Origin of the sequence: Mycoplasmopsis bovigenitalium (assembly GCF_900660525.1) — a bacterium.
GTDB classification, from domain to species: Bacteria; Bacillota_I; Bacilli_A; order Mycoplasmatales; family Metamycoplasmataceae; genus Mycoplasmopsis; species Mycoplasmopsis bovigenitalium.
On record NZ_LR214970.1, the window covers coordinates 154618 to 172146 of the forward strand.

At 28.8% G+C, this 17529-nt stretch carries 12 protein-coding genes and 1 other RNA gene; 11 read left to right on the forward strand and 2 right to left on the reverse strand.

Annotation, left to right across the window (positions count from 1 at the left end; genetic code table 4):
* Positions 1-39: 39 nt before the first annotated feature.
* The 3 genes from gyrB to smpB all read left to right on the forward strand — a co-directional run bounded on the left by gyrB (position 40) and on the right by smpB (position 2983).
* On the forward strand, positions 40-1962 hold the full coding sequence (gene gyrB / locus EXC34_RS00735) for a DNA topoisomerase (ATP-hydrolyzing) subunit B (RefSeq protein WP_129687495.1): 1923 nt from the start codon (positions 40-42) through the stop codon (positions 1960-1962).
* A gap of 193 nt (positions 1963-2155) precedes the next feature.
* Complete coding sequence (locus tag EXC34_RS00740; RefSeq protein WP_129687496.1) at positions 2156-2470, forward strand: thioredoxin family protein; 315 nt, start codon at positions 2156-2158, stop codon at positions 2468-2470.
* A 69-nt stretch (positions 2471-2539) separates the two neighbouring features.
* Positions 2540-2983 carry an SsrA-binding protein gene (gene smpB / locus EXC34_RS00745; protein WP_004420225.1) on the forward strand — a complete coding sequence of 148 codons (444 nt, stop codon included), beginning with the start codon at positions 2540-2542 and terminating at the stop codon, positions 2981-2983.
* Between the two features lie 15 nt (positions 2984-2998).
* Here smpB and EXC34_RS00750 read toward each other — a convergent pair whose 3' ends face one another.
* Positions 2999-3985, reverse strand: coding sequence for a LacI family DNA-binding transcriptional regulator (locus tag EXC34_RS00750; protein WP_004420222.1), 987 nt, complete (start codon positions 3983-3985; stop codon positions 2999-3001).
* A gap of 39 nt (positions 3986-4024) precedes the next feature.
* Between EXC34_RS00750 and ffs the strand changes: the two genes are divergently transcribed.
* An RNA gene (gene ffs, locus EXC34_RS00755) (signal recognition particle sRNA small type) lies at positions 4025-4121 on the forward strand.
* On the opposite strand, the gene rsmD is transcribed toward ffs, so the two are convergent.
* On the reverse strand, positions 4115-4657 hold the full coding sequence (rsmD, locus tag EXC34_RS00760; RefSeq protein ID WP_129687497.1) for a 16S rRNA (guanine(966)-N(2))-methyltransferase RsmD: 543 nt from the start codon (positions 4655-4657) through the stop codon (positions 4115-4117). The genes ffs and rsmD overlap by 7 nt on opposite strands.
* Positions 4658-4701: 44 nt before the next feature.
* Here rsmD and def point away from each other — a divergent pair, with 44 nt between their 5' ends.
* From def to EXC34_RS00795, 7 genes are all read left to right on the forward strand, one after another.
* Positions 4702-5289, forward strand: a complete 588-nt coding sequence (def, locus tag EXC34_RS00765; protein WP_129687498.1) for a peptide deformylase — start codon at positions 4702-4704, stop codon at positions 5287-5289.
* Positions 5290-5391: 102 nt separating this feature from the next.
* On the forward strand, positions 5392-6795 hold the full coding sequence (locus tag EXC34_RS00770) for a hypothetical protein (protein ID WP_129687499.1): 1404 nt from the start codon (positions 5392-5394) through the stop codon (positions 6793-6795).
* A 9-nt stretch (positions 6796-6804) separates the two neighbouring features.
* The gene (locus tag EXC34_RS00775; protein WP_129687500.1) at positions 6805-8964 is read left to right on the forward strand and encodes a helix-hairpin-helix domain-containing protein; all 2160 of its coding nucleotides are present in this window, start codon (positions 6805-6807) and stop codon (positions 8962-8964) included.
* Positions 8965-9093: 129 nt separating this feature from the next.
* A complete protein-coding gene (gene dnaE / locus EXC34_RS00780) occupies positions 9094-11994 on the forward strand; it encodes a DNA polymerase III subunit alpha (protein WP_129687501.1) in 2901 nt (966 codons plus the stop codon).
* A 7-nt stretch (positions 11995-12001) separates the two neighbouring features.
* Positions 12002-12880 carry a 5'-3' exonuclease gene (locus tag EXC34_RS00785; protein WP_129687502.1) on the forward strand — a complete coding sequence of 293 codons (879 nt, stop codon included), beginning with the start codon at positions 12002-12004 and terminating at the stop codon, positions 12878-12880.
* Between the two features lie 132 nt (positions 12881-13012).
* Positions 13013-15265 carry a lipoprotein 17-related variable surface protein gene (locus tag EXC34_RS00790; protein ID WP_129687503.1) on the forward strand — a complete coding sequence of 751 codons (2253 nt, stop codon included), beginning with the start codon at positions 13013-13015 and terminating at the stop codon, positions 15263-15265.
* A 185-nt stretch (positions 15266-15450) separates the two neighbouring features.
* Positions 15451-17496 (forward strand): hypothetical protein, encoded by a 2046-nt coding sequence (locus EXC34_RS00795; RefSeq protein WP_129687504.1) that lies wholly within the window; start codon positions 15451-15453, stop codon positions 17494-17496.
* Positions 17497-17529 lie beyond the last annotated feature (33 nt).

A 17529-nucleotide genomic window follows, 5' to 3' on the forward strand; every position in this document is an offset into this window, starting at 1 on the left:
TCAATATAATTATAAATATTAATATATAAGGAGACAGCAATGGAAAATAAAGAATATGGTGCATCGAATATACGTGTTTTAAAAGGTTTAGAAGCCGTTAGAGTGCGTCCAGGTATGTATATTGGTTCAACTGGTTTGCGGGGACTTCATCATTTAATTTGAGAAATCGTTGATAACTCAGTTGATGAATGTATGGCGGGTTATGCCGATAAAGTTTCAATTAAATTAACTGCCGATGGTTATGCTGAAATTGAGGATAATGGCCGTGGTATTCCAACTGATTTACACCCTGAAACTGGTTTATCAACTGTTGAAACTGTCTTAACTGTGCTACATGCTGGTGGAAAATTCGACTCAGAAAGCTACAAAGTTTCTGGGGGGCTTCATGGTGTTGGTGCATCAGTTGTTAATGCACTAAGTGATGATTTTGAAGTTTGAGTTAAACGTAATGGAAAATTACACTATGCACACTTTAATAATGGTGGGCAAACTATTCAATCATTGAGTGTTATTGGTGACGCGCCTGGTGAAACTGGAACAAAAGTTCGTTTTCACCCAGATTATTCGATTATGGACAATTTACCTTTTGAACGTGCTGTTGTTGTTGACCATGCTAAACAAATTGCATATTTGAATAGAGGGCTAAGAATTTCTGTTGAAGACGAAAGAGAAAATTCAATTGTTGAATATCATTTTGAGGGTGGTATTGTTGACTATGTTAAAGAATTAAATAAAGGTCAAAAATTAATTCACCCTGAAGTTATTTATGCAGAAGGCGAATATGCACATGGTGAGCAGCCAGCAGTTGCTGTTGAAGTTGCTGTTCAATATAATGAAAAAATCACAAGCAATGTTGTAAGTTACGCAAACAACATAATTACAGTTGAGGGTGGAACACACGAAAGTGGATTTTATGACGCTTTAGTTCGGATTGTTAATAATTATGCAACTATAAATTCATTTGTTAAATCAGAAGAAGACAAATTTACAAGAGACGATGTTAAAGAAGGTATCGTTGCAATTATTTCAATTAAGCACACTGACCCAATTTTTGAAGGGCAAACAAAAGGTAAACTTGGTAACAAGGATGCTCGTGCTGCTGTTAATAAAATTTTTAGCGAAGCTTTTGAACGATTTATGAATGAAAATCCAAGTGAAGCTAAATTATTGATTCAAAAAATAATTGATGCACGCAAATCGCGTTTAGCAGGACAAGCTGCTAGGGATGCTGCGCGTCGCAAAACCGTTTTTGATACAGGTTCATTACCTGGTAAGTTGGCTGATTGCTCATCTAAAAATGCAGAAATTAGTGAATTATACATTGTTGAGGGTAACTCTGCGGGTGGTTCTGCTAAAAACGGTAGAAACCGAGAAACACAAGCAATTTTACCATTGCGTGGTAAAGTAATTAATGTTGAAAAAAATACTCCTGCCAAAGTTTTTTCAAACGCAGAAATTCTTTCAATTATTTCTGCACTTGGAACAGGAGTTGGCGAAGAATTCAATATTAACAAGTTAAGATATCATAAAATTGTAATCATGACTGACGCCGATGTCGATGGTTCGCACATTAGAACACTTCTTTTAACCTTCTTCTATCGTTATTTTAGACCTTTAATTGAATATGGATTTGTTTACATTGCACAGCCACCATTGTACAGATTGCAACAAGGTAAAACAATCAAGTATGCTTATACAGATTCTGAAAAAGAAATTGTCATGAGCGAGATGTCTAATGGTCAAAAAATAACAGTTCAACGTTACAAAGGTCTTGGGGAAATGGATGCTGAACAATTATGAGAAACAACTATGGACCCTGACAACCGCAAGATGCTACAAGTTCAAGTTAGCGACGCAGCACAAGCGGATTGAATTTTTACAACTCTAATGGGTGATGAAGTATTTCCAAGACGTGAATTCATTGAGTCAAATGCTAAATATGTTAAAAATATTGATTTATAATCGAAATAAGGGATTTTTATTCCTTATTTTTCTTTTAAAAACTAATCATTATTAATAAAAAAATAAAAAATTGTATTTTAGTTTTAAAATCGCATTTTTTAAAAAAACATAAAATTTAACTATTTTTTTATTCATAATTTGTTTTTTTGTTTTAAAATAAGTTCATAAATAGTAAATATCGAAAGGACAAAATATGAAAGATATTACACAAGCAATTTGATATGATGAAATTAAACCAAACCAAAAAGGCGTTTATTTACTAGTTTTCCATGCTGTATGATGTCCTCCATGCAGAATGTTTAAAGAATCAAGTGAAGAATTAGCAAACAAAGATGGCATCCCTGTATTTCGTGTTGATGTTGACCAAAACATGAAACTTTCAGGCGAATTCGGAATTACAAACCTACCTACATGATTTATTATGAAGGATGGCGAAGTACTTCAAAAAATGATTGGCTACAAACCTTACAATGAATTAAAACAAGATGTTTTAAAACACGTTAACTAAAACGAGTCTCTCGTTTTTTATTTATCAACTTTTTCAATAGAAAACAATGTTGATTGCTATAATTAAAATATGAAAATAATAAGCGACAATCGAAAAGGTTTACACGGTTATAAAATTGAAGAAACTTATGAAGCTGGCTTGGTTCTTGAGGGCTGAGAGGTCAAATCAGCTCGTGCTGGGACGGTTCAACTAACTAATGCTTATTGTTTTTTTAAAAACAATGAAATATGACTAAATAATGCAACATTCAAACAATTTATGTTAGTTAAATGTGATGAAACTCGTGAGCGTAAATTATTAATGCATAAAAATGAAATTTTACGTCTTCAATCGAAAAAAGAACGTTTTGGTAATTCAACAATATTGCCAACAAAAATTTATTTTAATAACGCATCAAGAATTAAAATTGAAATTGCACTTGTAACTTCAATGAATAAAGCAGATAAGCGAGAACAAATTAAAAAGCGCGACAATGATCGCTATTTGCAAAAAGTATTGAAAAATTATAAATAAAATAGGGAGCGTTCCCTATTTTTGAGTAAGTATTGATGGTCTAAAAATAATTTGTGAATATTGCTTATTATTTTTATCATAAGTTTCTGATTCTTTTTTCTGACTTATCTCATGAACTGTTTTTTCAATTTGTTCACCAATTTTATGATAATCAATAAAAATTTTGGCTTTATATTTCTTTTGAGTATCATAAATTGATTGAGTTCCAATATCAGTTAAACGTAATTGAGTGTCATTTGATGAAACTAAGTTTATAAATGTTTCATGTGTTGAACAAACAACATTAACCAAGTCTTTGTCTTGAAGATATTTTTGGAATTTTTGAACTTCTTGATTGTTCTTATTGTTAACTTCGTATCTTTCGTATTCAATATTTAATTTATCACAGGCTTTTTTGAATCCTCAGTAACGTAGTTGCTTTTGACGTGGCGATAATTTTGAATCATCTGCATAAACAATTTTTTGGTTTTCTTCTATATATTCTGAGAAACTTTTGGTTACAGAATAGAATGAATTTTCAACATCCACATCGATTCAGTTGATCGATTCTGCTTGTTCTCCATAGATGATTGGAATTGATTCTGAAACATGGTGTTTAATAAAATGAATGATTTTTTCATTGTCAATTTTAGGTAAAAAGAAAACCATTGCACTAGGTTTTCAAGCCAAGCAATATTTAATTGTTTCAATATATTGGTCTTGTTCAACTGAAGTATGTGTAATAAACACTTTTTTATTGTGCAATTTTGCAGCATGCTCAATGCCAGTAACAATATGGTTAAAAGAACCTTCATAAAAATCAGGTAATATTGTAAAAATAGATCTTGATCTTCCTTTAATCAATCTAGCACCATTGTTTGGGTAATAGTCATGGTCTTTTACAACTTTTTCAATTTTTTCACGTGTTCTTTTACTTACATACCCATTATTGTAATATCTACTTACAGTACTAATTGATACTTTCGCTAATCTTGAAATATCTTTATATGAAAAACTTCTCATAATTTAATTATATTATATTTAACATTTTTTATATTATAATAATAATGTCAGTGAAACGATAACATTGTAACCTGGTCAGGGTGGGAACACAGCAGCCACATCAATAAGTGTCGTGTTTGCTGGCTTTTTTTATTTACTTAAATATATAATGTTTACTTTACCAAATTTACGAATTTGAATGTTTTTGAATTCATTTGGTAAATTTATTTGGTTGATATCATCAGTTTCAACAACTATTTTTCCTGAATTATTCAATAAATTTTTTTCGATAATTAAATTTAATACTTGCGTGACAAGATCATATTGTTTATATGGCGGGTCAATTAAAATAAAATCAAATTTTGTATCGCTTACATTTGATAAATAGGTAACTGCATCACTTTTGTATGCATTTGAATTCTCTATTTTTAAAGATTCAATATTTTGTCTTAGAATGTTAAAAACACTGTGATTTTTTTCAATAAAAACACAATGAGATGCGCCATTACTTAGCATTTCAATGCCTAACGCACCTGAACCCGCAAATAAATCAAGAACATTCTTATTTTCCAATTCAAACCGCAGTGAATTTATTATTGATTCTCGGATATTACCCTTGGTTGGTCTTGTTATTTCTCTTGGCGGTCTATTGATTAATAATCTTCGATATTTACCTGAAATGATTCTAAGCATATTACCTCGCAAACATATTTTATTTATGGTATCATAAATATTATATGAAATATAAATTAGATGTAAAACAGTACAAAATTAAGCAACTACCAAATAAAGTTCTTAGAGAAAAATCAAAGGATATTCCAATACCAATGCTTCAAGAAGATATTGATTTAGCAAATGCTATGATTTATCATATTGATGATAGCCAACAAGATGGCACTCTTTATCAACCTGGGGTTGGAGTTGCCGCTGTTCAGTATGGGATTCTTAAAAACATGTTTTATATTAATTTTAGCGATGAAAACTCAAACTTGATTGAGCCAGGCCAAAAACCAATTAAAGATGTTTTTATAAATCCAAAAATTATTGCAAAATCTGATTTCAAAGTTGCATTAGCTGAGGGAGAAGGTTGCTTAAGTGTCGGTTCAAATATAAAATCACAATCTGGTTTAGTCTACAGAGCTAATCGTATTGTTTTTGAAGCATATTCATTTCTTGAGAAAAAGTATGTCACCAAAGATTTAACAGGTTATTTAGCAATTGTTGCACAACATGAATTAGACCATCTACAAGGCAAACTATTTATTGACAATATTGATAAATCAAATCCATTTAAGAAATTGAATAACTCTCGTCTTATTGATTAAATTTACTAATATGAATATTTTTTCAATTGAATCGGTAAAATTTGCCGCTTTATTTTTTATATTTAAATTTCGCACATATTAAAAATAATGTATCATTTTTTTATGAAAAATTTTAATAGTGAAACATTGCTAGAGTTTATGAATAAAATGCAAACCGCAATGCAAAATCCAATTATTTGACACATAATAATTGGTTCTGTATTGACATTATTTTTATTGATTGCTTTATTAAAAGGAATTTTTAGAGGCTTTTGATATGCATTATTTTTAATGATATTTGATTTTGTAGGATTATTTGCCGCAATTGGAATAACAGCGGCAATAAATGGCTTTAAACATGTTCCTGATGTAAAATATTTTGATAAAAATGACTTCTGACCATTTGTAGCATGCTTAGTATTTATATTAATACTTACTGCATTTCATATTTTAGCTATTATTCTCGCTAACGTTCTTGTATTTGTTACACGTTTAAGACTTAAAAAACTAAAAGCAAGAGGCAAAAGGGTTGGTTTAATAAGATTGGGCGGTGCTTTAGTTGCGCCGATTGCAATTGTTCCAATTTCAGTAGGCTTTATTGCATCCGCAGGATTTTTTACAAACAAAAATTCAATTGTAAAAGCAAATGCAAGTGTACTTTCAGCAATATCTCACAACAAAATTGCGCTACCTGCAGACTACTATCCGTTTTTTAGAGCTTTATACAACTTAAAAGATGAAATCAATATGGATGCATTTATTAATGAAGCATCAAAAAATATTTCTGAATCCGCAGCTAAAAAACAAAACGAAAACAACAAACAACACGACTATAATGAATATGTAAATCAAAACGGACAAATAGATTTTGGGAAAATCTTTGATAAAGGTTCTTCGGAAATAATTAAAGAATTCAAAAATGGTTTTGTTAAAGAGTTCCAATCACTTAAATTTGAAAGTGTAATTGACAAACAAAAAGTCTTGTCAGTTTATGTTGAATTTGCAAAACACCTTTCACAAGCACAAATAATTAAAGACAATGAAAATAAAACAATAACTATTAATTTTAAAGACTCAAACCAAGATGAACAAGAAGCGTTAAGATCTGTTTATAATAGCGCAACAAACGTCACAAATGAATTTGTAAACGCTGCTGTACAAACTACAATTTCTGACAAACTATCTTATAAATTAATTGATAGAAACTTTATCGAGTCAGATAATAATACAAAATTGCACTTAGCAAACAAGTTGAATGAACTGGCAATTGCTATTGAAACAATGAAGAGTGAAAATTCAAACGTTAAAATTATTTTAAATAAACCTTCGCAAGCTCAAAAATCATTCAATTTTAAAGAAACATTTGACAAAAATATTATCGAAAAATATAAACAACTTATTTCTAAAAAAATGTTTGGAGATGATGCAAAGACACAAATTAAAAAAGCACAAATAGTAACATTAAAACTTGTTTTAGATGCTTGATTTAATTTACAAACAACAAATCCAACTGATACACAAAATTAAGGATAAAACATGAACGAAATATCAATTAAATTCGTGGCTAAACAACTTGAACTTGACATCAAACAAGTTCAAGTTGTTTTAGCTTTATTGGCAGAAAATTCAACTGTCCCATTTATTGCTAGATATCGTCAAGACCAAACTGGTGGTTTAGATGAAGAAGTTATTCAAAAAATTAGTGATATGTATGAATATAACATTGAACTAAATAAAAGAAAAGAAGCAATAATTCAAATACTTAAAGAAAAAGATCTTTTGACCAAAGATATTGAAAATAAATTGAGATTGGCAGAAACTAAAGCCCAGGTTGAAAACATTTATGAACCATTTAAAGTTGGCAAAAAAACAAAAGCAACTGAGGCTATTGCTTTAGGTCTTGAGCCACTTGCAAAAGAAATTTTTACTAACACTGATCCAAAATATAGTCCATATAGAGATGCTGAAAAATACATTAATGATAAAGTGCCAACAATAGAATTTGCAATAGAGCAAGCTAAATATATCATTAGTCAATGAATATCACAAGATGCCTTAGCAAGAGACTATGTAAAAGGTCAACTTTATAAATTTGGAACAATTATTACCAAACTTAAAAAAAATGCTGAAGATGAAAATAAAAACTTTGAACTTTATTATGATTTCAAAGAAAAAGTAAAACAAATTCCAAACCATAGAGTTCTTGCAATTTCACGCGCGGAAGACAAAAAAATTATTTCATATGATATTGATTTTAATCAAAATTATTTAATTTATCAAATCAATGCACTTTATTTTAAAAATAAACAAACTGGAAAAATTATTCATGAAGCTGTGATAGACAGTTTTGAGCGTTTAATTGCACCTTCAATAATTCGCGAAATTAAATCTGATTTGTTTGCAAGAGCTGAAAAGGAAGCTGTTGAGTTATTTGCAAATAGTCTTGAATCAATGCTGCTTTGACCTGCTGTAAAAAATAAAACTGTTTTAGCAATTGATCCAGCATATATACATGGTTGCAAAATTGCAGTAATTGACCCACAAGGAAACTTTTTAGATAAAAATATTATTTATCCAACTCCACCAAAAAATCAAAAAGTTCAAGCTGTGAAGATTGTGAATGATTTAATCAATAAATATAATGTTAACATTATTGCAATTGGTAATGGAACAGCTTCAAGAGAAACTGAGGAATTTATTGCTAATTTAATTAAACAACGCAATGATAAGAGCGATATTTCATATGTTGTAGTCAGTGAAGTTGGTGCTTCTGTGTATTCAGCATCAAAAATTGCTCAAGAAGAATTCCCTGATTTTAGTGTCGAGGAACGAAGTGCAATTAATATTGCGCGTCGTTTCCAAGACCCGCTGAATGAATTAGTTAAAATCGACCCAAAAAGCTTAGGTGTTGGTCAATATCAGCATGATGTTGACCAAAAAGAATTATCAAAAGCACTAGATTTTAAAGTTGATAAAGTTGTCAACCAGGTTGGAGTTGACTTAAATACTGCCTCAAAAACGATCCTAAAACACATTTCTGGATTAAGTGAGAAAATTGCCCAAAATATAATTGATTATCGAAGTGAAATTAATCGTTTTAGTGACCGTTCACAACTTAAAAAAGTGAAGGGTTTAGGTGCAAAAGCGTTCGAACAATCAGTTGGTTTTTTAAGAATTCATGATTCTAAAAATTTCTTTGATAGAACATCAATTCACCCTGAATCATACAAGCTTGCTTTTGACGTTTGTGAGTATTTAAAAATTGATTTGGGAAATATAGACAAATCAATTTTGGAAGCGGCAAATATTGAAGAGTTAGCCAATAAATTCAATTCAAATATTTATGATATAACGCTAATTATTGAGTCGCTAAAAAACCCTACCAAGGATATAAGAGACCAAAAAGAAGGCTACATACTTAAAAAAGATGTTTTAAACGCAGAAGACGTAAAAAAAGGATTAATTATTACGGGTTCTGCGCAAAGTATTACTGATTTTGGTATTTTTGTCTATATCGGTATCAAACAGAATGTTTTAGTTCATATTAGTAATATGAAGAAAAATAACAATCATTTTATAAAACATCCTTCAGAAATCGTAAAAGTTGGTGATAATATCAGAATTGAGATTTTGGATAATGACTTAGAACGTGGGCGAATTCAAGGTAAATTAATTTATGAACAAAATGGCCAGTAGAGCCATTTTTTCTTATGTTTTTGTATGATAAATCAATATTCAATATTGGAGAAAACATAATTATTTGTTTATTAAACAAATATTTAGGAATTTATTTTAAAAGTTAAATTGATAATTTATGATTATTATATGAATAAATATATAAATTTATATAACACAACTGAATACTCGTTTTTAAACTCTTTAATAAGAATTGAAGACCTTGTTAAGCAATCAAAAGAGAATAATTTAAAAGCAGTGGCACTAACGGACTATAACAATATGTTTGGTCTGGGAATTTTCTTAGATCTTTGTTCAAAATATCAAATTAAACCAATTGTTGGGGTTGATATTGATATAGCCCAATATCGCTTTATTTTATTAGCAAAAAACTACGCTGGTTTCCAAAAAATAAATAATTTGATACTAGACAGATCAAAAAATATTGAATTATCAATAGAAAACATTATTGATAATGATATTTTTGTTATAGATCACCCAACAGATGGTTACTATGCTAAAACTAAAAAAAACTACATAATAAATAATGGCAATTATTTTGTGAATTCAATTGATATTTCAATTGAAAACGGAATTTATGTTAGACAAAATCAATTATTAAATATTGAAGACAATGAAGCGTTAAATATACTTCAAAAAGTTGCTAATTTACCAACAACAATTCAATATGATAATTATTTTGATTCTCCGGACATTGATCCAATAATTATTGATCGAATTAATAAAATAATAGATGAATGTAATTTTGAATTGCCACCAAAAACTCTAAATTTAGCACGCTTTGAAAATAATGACGATGAAACAAATGAAAAACTTTTTGCAAAACTTATTAATGAAGGATTGCAAAGAATTGCTCATGAATTACCAAAAGAAAAAGATGTTTGATATTCTCGTTTAACATCAGAAGTTAATATAATTAGAAAACTTGGCTTTGTTAATTATTTTTTAATAATTCAAGATCTTGTTAATTGAGCTAAAAATAATAACATTGCTATTGGCCCTGGACGTGGTAGTGCTGGCGGTTCTTTTGTTTCTTATTTACTAAACATTACGTCAATTAACCCACTTAAATATGACCTATTATTTGAGCGTTTTTTGAATCCGGAAAGAGTTAGTTGACCTGACATTGATATCGATATACAGGATGATAGAAGACAAGAAGTTTTTGATTACTTAAAAGATAAATATGGGGCTGACAATGTAGCTTTGATTTCAACTTTTCAGACAATTGGAGCAAAAACCGCAATAAGAGATGTTGGAAGAGTGCTTGGGATAAGTTTGGCAGATATCAATAGAATTTCTAAAACACTTGATGGTTGAGATTCTCTTGCTCAAGCCTCAATAAAAAACCATAGTTTTATTATTGAGATTGAAAAATATCCTCAACTTTTAGAATATTCATTAAAAATTGAAGGTCTGCCTAGACAACAGAGTTTCCACCCTGCTGGTTTAATTATTGCAAAACAAAAAATATCTAATTATGCACCTACATCGATGAACGCAACTGAATATCAACAAGTTCAACTGACAATGGATTATGTTGAAGACTTTGGTTTATTAAAAATTGACTTATTAGGCTTAAAAACATTGACAGAGGTAAAAAATATTGAAAATAATTTACCTTCAACTGAGCATTTTGACTACTTAATTAACAATAGTAAAATTGATATTTTAAATGACACTAAAACATTGGATCAATTAAACAAAGGCTTTACTGAAGGGATATTTCAACTTGAGTCTGCAGGTATGAAAAAAACAATTTCAACAGTTCAATTGAATACTTTTGATGACTTATATGCAATCATTTCGCTTTTTAGACCAGGTCCTATGGCTTACATAAAGGATTATGCCAAAAATAAAGATAATTTTAACCTTGTAACCAAAATACACCCAATTTATGATGAGATATTAAAATCTACTTATGGGATTATGGTTTATCAAGAACAAATAATGCTTATTGCACAAAAAGTTGCTGGCATGAGTTTTTCTCAGGCAGACTTTTTAAGAAGAGCAATAAGCAAAAAAGACGAATTTAAAATAAAACAATATAAACAAATGTTTGTTGCTGGTGCATTAAATAATGGGCTTAAAATTTCCCAAATCAATTCAATTTACAATAATATTGAGCGTTTTGCCGAATATGGATTTAATAAGTCACACGCTGTTGCTTATGCTTATTTAACAATGAAAATGGCATATTATAAAACAAAATATCCATTGTACTTTTATTCAGCTTTGATTAGTTCAAACCGTAATTCGCAAGCTAAAATTTCAAGTATTGTTGATGAAATTAAAAATAAAGGTATTAAAGTTAATTCACCTGATATTCACTATTCGCAAATGAGTGCAACAATTGTAGATAATGAAATATATCTTCCTTTTGATGTAATAAAAGGATTTGGGACTGAAGGCGTAAACAAAATACTAAATGAACGCAAAAATAATGGTGAATTTAGCTCTAACTTGAATGAAACAATACTTAGATTGCGTTTTGCAGGTATTACAGAAAGCATGATTGAAACATTAACAAAGGCTAATGTTTTTCGTAAATATGGCAATGTAAAATACATTGAAAATTCCCTTACAGCAATATTTGAATGCTATAAATTATTTGCAAAAAAAACATGGCTGGATTCTAAACAAACAATTATTGATTTAGGATATCTAGATTTGAATCATGATTTAGTTGAACAAGATATTGATTATGAAGCAAAAAATGAAATTAGTTTACTAGGTCAAATATACAATGCATTCAATACTGCTAAATATAAAAATGATTCAGGTTTTAAATTATTAACGCTGCCAGTTGGAAGCACTGAATTTATAGTGACAAATGTAAAAGCAATAAGAAAACTAAACCAAAAGCCATTCTTTGTAATAGAATTAAATGATGATACTAAAACTCAAGCATTTTTTATTAATAATTTTGCTTGAAATTTGTGAAGTCCGCTAAAAAGTGGTGATGTAATTAAAGCACAAATAAAAAATGATAAAGGTAAATTAAAATTATTATCATACAAAGAAATTTAGGAGAAAAATGAATAAATTATTATTAATAGATGGGAATTTTATGATGTTTCAATCATTTTATGCGTCATATTATCCCGAAAAAGCAATAACTATGAAAGATGATAATAATCGCAACACAAATGCTGTTCATGTGTTTTTTATGTCGCTTTTTAATTTAATAAATTTTGTTAAGCCAACACATATTTTTATTGCATTTGATGCTCATGGAAAAACCAAGCGTCATGAACTTTATTCAGAATACAAAGCAGGTAGAAAACAAACTCCAATTGAAATATTTGACCAATTCATTATTACTAAAGAAATATTAGATTCACTAAATATTACTTGATTTGAAAAGGTTGGTGACGAGGGTGATGATATTATCGCAACTGTCGCTAACCAAAACAAAAATATTAAAAAAATAATTTATTCAAGAGACCAAGACCTTTTACAACTTGTAGACAACAACACATCAGTTTTACATAAGTCGGGCGCAGGATTTATTTATTATAGTCCGTGAAATTTTGAACAAAAATTCAAAATAAAACCCCATTTAATTCCAGATTTCAAAGGACTCGCGGGCGACAAATCTGACAATATTAAAGGTGTAATTGGAATAGGAGAAATTGGGGCAACTAAATTAATAAATAAATATGGAAGCATTGAAAATATTTATCAAAACATCAATAATATTAATGGCTCAATCAAAAATAAATTAATTAAAGGTAAAAACGACGCAATGTTTTGCAAACATTTAGCCACATTGAATAAAAACATAGAAATTGATTTTGATTTTAATGATTTTTCAGTTGCTAATATTGCTTTTAAAAATGGCTTTGTCAAAATGAGTGAATTTAAACTTAATTCAGTAATTAAAAAATGGAAGAAATTAACTAGTGAATCATAATTAGGTGTTCACATATGGAAAAATGTGGATTGTTTTTTTTTTTTTTTTTTGTTTTTGGGCAGTTGCAACTGCGCCCGCGATCTTATTATTAGAATTAAATTAAATATTAAATTATTATAAGGGGTTATATTAATGAAGAAAAAAATAGGGTTCTTACTAAGTTCGTGCATGTCAGTTTCGGCTTTGCCACTTTTTGCTGCTGCATGTAAAAATGAGCAAGCAAATGGAGGCAAACAAGAAGAAATTGATGTAAACACACTATTTAAAATTTCGCTGCCTAAAAACACTGAGAAAAAACCAAGTGAATTAAAACCCGAAGATATTGTTGTTGAAATCTTAAACAATGATATTAATGTAGAAATTCAAAAAGTTGAATTTAAAGAGGGCAAAGGTGTCTTAGTATCTTATTTAGCAACCAACTCAAAAACAAATAAGATAGTAGATGAAAAAACAATAACTCTTGAGGTCACTACTAAAAAAGACCAAGTAGAAACTAAAGAAGATAAAAAATATGCCAATTTAATAACCATTAGTGTCGATGAAAATACAAAACAAAAAACTGCTGATAAAGTTACTAAAGAAGATATCAAGTTAGAAGTTGCACAAGGTGAAAACTTTAAAGCAGAAGTCATTGGTGTTAATGTACAAAAAAATAATAGAACAGTCATTGATGTAAAAATCAAAATAACAGATAATCAGACATCAAAAGAAATAACCAAAACTCTTGAAGGATTCGTGCAGGCATTGCCAGAAAAAATACTAAAAGGATACGAAGTTTTTAAAGATATAGCAATAGTAAATGACGATAAAGCCTATGATTGATTAAAAAATGCTACTGATGGCACAAAAATTTATTATGACTTTAGAAAACAAAAATTTTTTACTGGGTTAAAAGAAAAAGATAAACCTGAAAATCCAGAAATTTTTGCTATTTTAGAAACAAAAGAAGCTCCTGACTGAGGTATTGAAACCTCAACTCCTGATGCTAGACAAGATGATAATAGTTTTAAAGGAACTGCTTTATTAGTAAAACAAGACACAAAGATCGGAATAAAATTTAGAATCAGTCAATGAAATAATAAAATTAAAAAAGCAACATACTTTGATGAAGTTGCAACGTCAAACCTAATTACTATTGATAGAATAACTCAAAATGATCTTAATAAAATTGCAAGCGAAGTTGTATTTGACTACCCGGATAAAGAAAGTGTTTTAGTTAATAATGTAGAACAATCAAAAATAACTAATAATATCAAAGAAAACTACACTATTGAAATATCTGCAATACAAAAAGTTCTGGAACAAAACAAATTAGTTGTAAACTATAAAGTTAAATATTCTAAGGATGGCAGAGAAGTAGAAAGTGATATTCAAACAAAAGAAATATTAGGTTTTAAAGTGGATGATTTTTCAAGCATGTTCGTAGGTCTAGAATTCACTGTAGAATCAAAAGAAACTAAATTACCATCTGAGGTAAAAAATGAAGAAATTAAAGCAGTTGATAGTGATTTAAAAGAATTTAAGTTTGCTGATAATATAACAAAAGAAGTTAAAATTAAAGAAAATTCAGCTGATGATTATAGAGGATTATTAACTGTTGTTTTTAAAGCAACCAGAAACTCTGATAATAGTGTGTTTGAAAAAGAGTACAACATTGACGGATTAAAGACCAAAAATATAAATCTTGATGAAGTGATTCAAAATTTTGGTGATCTAAAGATTAAAAATGAAATAAATAAATCTGAAACATATGCTTCAGCAATTTCAAAAAGTGATTTTATATTTGGCGATTATGACAAAGATTTAGTTTCTATACTAATTAGCTCAATGAAAGTTAGTGAGTCGGATTCAACAAAATTAATTGTTACATTACAATTTAGCGATAAAACCAAAGAAAGCAATACTAAGACAAAAGAATATGAAATAACAGGATTTAAAAAAATAGATACACCAACAAACAGAAATATCCACTTAAATGCATTGGCGATGCAAGGGACATTATTTGCTTTTGAAGATACATCAAAAAACCGTGAAGAAATATTAGCCTACTTAAAAAATACAAATAATAAGCTTAAGAAAATGCTTAAAATTGATCATAGTTTTGTAAAAGGGATAGATAAAGAATTTTATAAAGGAAAAAATGTTAAATTTATTACTTTGAATGAATCCCTTGAAGATAAAAAGGTAGTTGTTAACACAAATGGAACAAGCTCTAAAAGAAACATTGGATATAATTCAGAGAAAAATTTGGGCATCAAGATAGAATTAGAAGACAATAAAGTTGTTCTTAAGTTTAGACTAGATACTAAAAAAACCGAAAAAGGTGATACAGTTATTGATGAAAATGGCCAAGTATTCACTCAAGTTTTATTCACTATTCAATAATTATTTAACACAAGGTGCGCCTTGTGTTTTTCAATATTCATATTTTTGCTAAAACACTCATTTTATGGAAAAATATGAATTGTTTTTTTTTTTTTTTTGATTTAGCAAATTTACGATTTTTTAACTATTCTAATTATTAAAATAAAAAATATATAGATTAAATCTAAATAGGAGAAATATTCATAATGAAGAAAAAATTAGGGTTCTTACTAACCTCGTGTATGACAGTATCGGCACTACCGCTTTTTGCTGCTGCATGTAAAAATGAAAATAAACAAACCAAGGAAGATGAAGCTGAAATTGATGTAAACACACTATTTAAAATTTCGCTGCCTAAAAATTCAAACAAAAAACCAAGTGAATTAAAACCTGAAGACATTGTTGTTGAAATCTTAAACAATGATATTAATGTAGAAATTAAAAAAGTCGAATTTAAAGAAGGCAAGGGTGTTTTAGTATCTTATTTAGCAACCAACTCAAAAACAAATAAGATAGTAGATGAAAAAACTATAACTCTTGAGCTGACTACTAAAAAAGACCAAGAACCTAAACAAGATAAAAAATATGATGATTTCGTAACAGTTAGCGTTGAAGATAAAACAAAGAAAAAATCTTCTGATGAAGTAACAAAAGAAGATATTAAGATTTCTATTAAAGAAGGTGAAACATTTAAAGCAACAGTAGAAAGCGTAAGTGTTCCTAAAAAACAATTAGATTCAGTTAATGTAAAAATTAAAATAGTTGATGGAGAAGTCACTAAACATATTTATAAAAAAATAGAAGGATTTGTTAAAGCATATCCAAAAGAAGTTAAAGATGGGTATACTAAATTTAAGGATTTAAAAATTGTTGATGATTCAAAAGCTCACGAGTGATTAAACAAAAACAATAGTGAAACAGTTATTTATTATGACCGTGAGTCAGGTAAATTCTTTGTATCAAAACCTAAAACAGAAGATAATAATGATAATTTAGCTATTTTTCAGGTTAAATCAAAACCAAAAAATACTATTGAAACAGTAGCTCCTAAAGGTTCTATAAAAGATAATGTTAATGAAGAATCATATAAAGCAACCGCTCTTCTAATAAAAGAAGGAGAAAAAGTCGGTATTAAATTTAGAATTAGTTTATATGACCATAAAACAAAAAAACCTATTTTTTATGAAAAAGTTGAAACATCAAATCTGCTAGAAATAGGTAAAGCAAAAATCTCTAAACCTATAACTCCGGAATCGGGTAAAAATGACATACAAGGTGATCAACCACCAGTAGAAAATAATGGTTTATCAGAAAAAGATAAAGACGCAACAAAAGACAAACCTGCTGAAACCGAGAAAAAAGACAATCCAGACAAAAAAGTGGATTCTGGCACTAATGAAGCTCTAAAAGAGAAAGAAAACCCAGCAACTCCTAGTACATCCCCAACTAATAGTGAAACAAATGAAGATACCGATGATAAAAATAAAACCGAAACAAACCAAAGTGAAAATCAAGATGCTCCTAAAACTGAAGCAGACAAAAAAGAAACCCCAAATAGTACAACAAATGAAACAATAAATAAAGAAGGTACAACATCACCAAATTCGAATACATCGGATAATAATTCTGAACAGCCTTTAAATAATGAAAAACCTAAAGAAGAAGCTCAAAAAGATCCTAAGGCTAGTGAATCGAGTTCAAGCGGAAAATACGATGATAATAAAGATAATCCTATTGATAAAACTGAAAAAGAAATATCAACTAAACCTGAAACCGATCCTTCAAATAGTGAAATACCAAAAGAAAATAAAGATAACTTAATAGAGGAAAAATCCAAAGAATTTCCAATTCCAGAGCTTTATAAAGCATCTGAGAGCGGAGTGGTTTTTATTTTAAATAACGGCGCTAATAAAAAGTCATTATTAGAATCTCTTGAAGGTGTAAATAATAACCGAATCGTTATTGAAAATGGTGTATTAAAAATTCCTCTAAAAAATAATAAGAAAAAAACCATTAATGACATATCAATTACCGAGTCTATAAACCCTGAATTAAGAAAAAAGATTAACACACATAAAAAAAATAAAACAGATGCTAATATCGGCTATAAATTTAATACAAGGGGACAAGGAATACAAGTTGAAACCATAGATGGAAACAAAATCAGGTTTTCATGATATTTAATTGATAATAACAAATCAAATGAATCAAAAGAAAAAGTATATACTCAAGAAATTGAGTTGCCAAATTAAGTAATAAATACAAAGTTATTTACCTAATCTTTT